Source organism: Fischerella muscicola PCC 7414 (genome assembly GCF_000317205.1).
GTDB lineage: Bacteria > Cyanobacteriota > Cyanobacteriia > Cyanobacteriales > Nostocaceae > Fischerella > Fischerella muscicola.
In genome coordinates this window covers 1-1,894 of record NZ_AJLK01000067.1, presented here as the reverse complement: position 1 = coordinate 1,894, position 1,894 = coordinate 1, and the positions used below count along the sequence as shown (strand labels likewise).

The following is a 1,894-nucleotide window of genomic DNA, read 5'->3' as shown; positions in this document are numbered from 1 at the left end:
TAACCACTGACTATTAATTATTAACATACATATCATAAGGCAATATTTATACAAAAAAGACTTATTAACACAGTTCCTCGATATCTATGATAAGTTGGGGAATTGTGTGTTTCTATTTTGATAAATAGAATAAACTTGCTATACACTGCCAATACTTATCAAGTATACCTAAAAAATTTTTTGTTTGACGACATTATATTAACTTGATATTAGGCATATAAGTTAATTTTAGCTGGTTAATGAAGAGTGAAAAGATGAACAATCTTCTTCAAAACAGCAGGAAGTAGCAATTAATTTAGTTAAGTAAGACACAGTAGGATAGGGGATTTATTATGATAGGATTACGGTCTTCCAAATTTAGCTAACATCGACAAAAAATTGCTCCTGTAGAACTGGTAATTTTAGCATGGTCGCTCCAAAAATCCTAATTATTGAGGATGAAGAAATCCTTGCTGTGGATATTAGAAATAGTTTACATAGGTTAGGATATGATGTTCATAAAATCACTAACTCTGGAGAAAAAGCAATACAAGATATAGTAGAAATAAATCCAAGTTTAGTATTAGTTAATGTATGTTTAATAGGAGAACTAGCTAGTGTCAAATTAATAGATGCTATTAAAATTAATTTGAAAATTCCAGTATTATATTTAACAGATAATTTAGGACTTAAAACATTTATTAATAATAAATTAGAAGAGCCTTTTAGCTATATTATTAAACCCTTCACAGAAAGAGAATTGTATAATACAGTTGAAATGGCTCTTTATAAAGATAAAATTCAAAAGCAATTCCAACAGGAAAATCAAAAACTACTGACAGTGATTAATAGTATGGGGTGTGCAGTAGTGATGATAGATATAAACGCTTATATCCAAATGATCAATCCGATAGCGGAAATCTTGACTGGTTGGCAGCAAAAAGAAGCGTTGGGAAAATTTTGGAGAGATGTTTTAAATTTAGTTGACAAAGACACTGGAGAAGAGATTGTTCATATAGTAACGCAAGCAATGGAAACAGGTGTAGTTTTGCAATTACCAGAAAACTGTCTTCTTATAACTAGGGATGGAAAAAAAATCCCGATTGCAGATACTGTTGCACCAATTCGTGATCAGATGGGTGGGATTACAGGCGCTGTGATAGTTTTTCAAGACATTACTCAACGTAAGCAAAAAGAAGCACAACTAATTCGCAACGCCTTCTATGATGGACTGACAGCACTACCTAACAGAGTTTTATTTCTAGATAGGTTAAAGCAAGCATCAGAACGTTGCAAAAGACGCTTTAATTATCATTTTGCAGTTTTGTTTTTAGATTTAGATAGCTTTAAAATAATTAACGATCGCTATGGGCATAGCATAGGTGATGATTTATTAGTAGCGATCGCTCGGCGCTTGGAGTCATGTTTGCGTAGTGGTGACACTGTGGCTAGATTTGGCGGTGATGAGTTTGCAGTGTTATTAGAGGATATCAAGGACGTTAGCGACGCCATCAACATTGCTAAACGCATTCAAGAAACTTTAAGCTTACCTTTGCACCTCAACGGATATGAAATATCTACAACAGCTAGCATTGGGATTGCTTTAAGTTGTGATGGTTACGAAGATCCAACAAACCTATTGCGAGATGCAGATACAGCAATGTATCGTGCCAAGGGAAAAGGGAAGGCTAATTATATTGTTTTTGATAAAAGTTTTATAGATTAAATTTGGATTACATTTAATGTGGATTGAAACGGTGACAACAGTATTTTTGAAACGAACACCGATGCACACGGTGCAAGGCGATGATTTATCTGTGTGCATCTGTGTTCGTAATTTATTGACTTTTGTTGTGGCTGCAAGTCATCTCGATAGTCCAATATTTTTTGGGAAAGCGAACACCGATACACACCG

General features: G+C 33.9%; 1 protein-coding gene. It reads left to right on the top strand.

Translation table 11 applies throughout. The annotated features are described in order from the left end of the window. The first annotated feature begins 406 nt into the window (after positions 1–406). Complete coding sequence (locus UYI_RS0109780; protein WP_016866486.1) at positions 407–1,705, top strand: diguanylate cyclase domain-containing protein; 1,299 nt, start codon at positions 407–409, stop codon at positions 1,703–1,705. Positions 1,706–1,894: the final 189 nt, after the last annotated feature.

Coding starts and splice junctions, on each gene's coding strand:
- UYI_RS0109780 (WP_016866486.1), top strand. CDS start 407: ATGGTCGCTCCAAAAATCCTAATTATTGAGGATGAAGAAATCCTTGCT.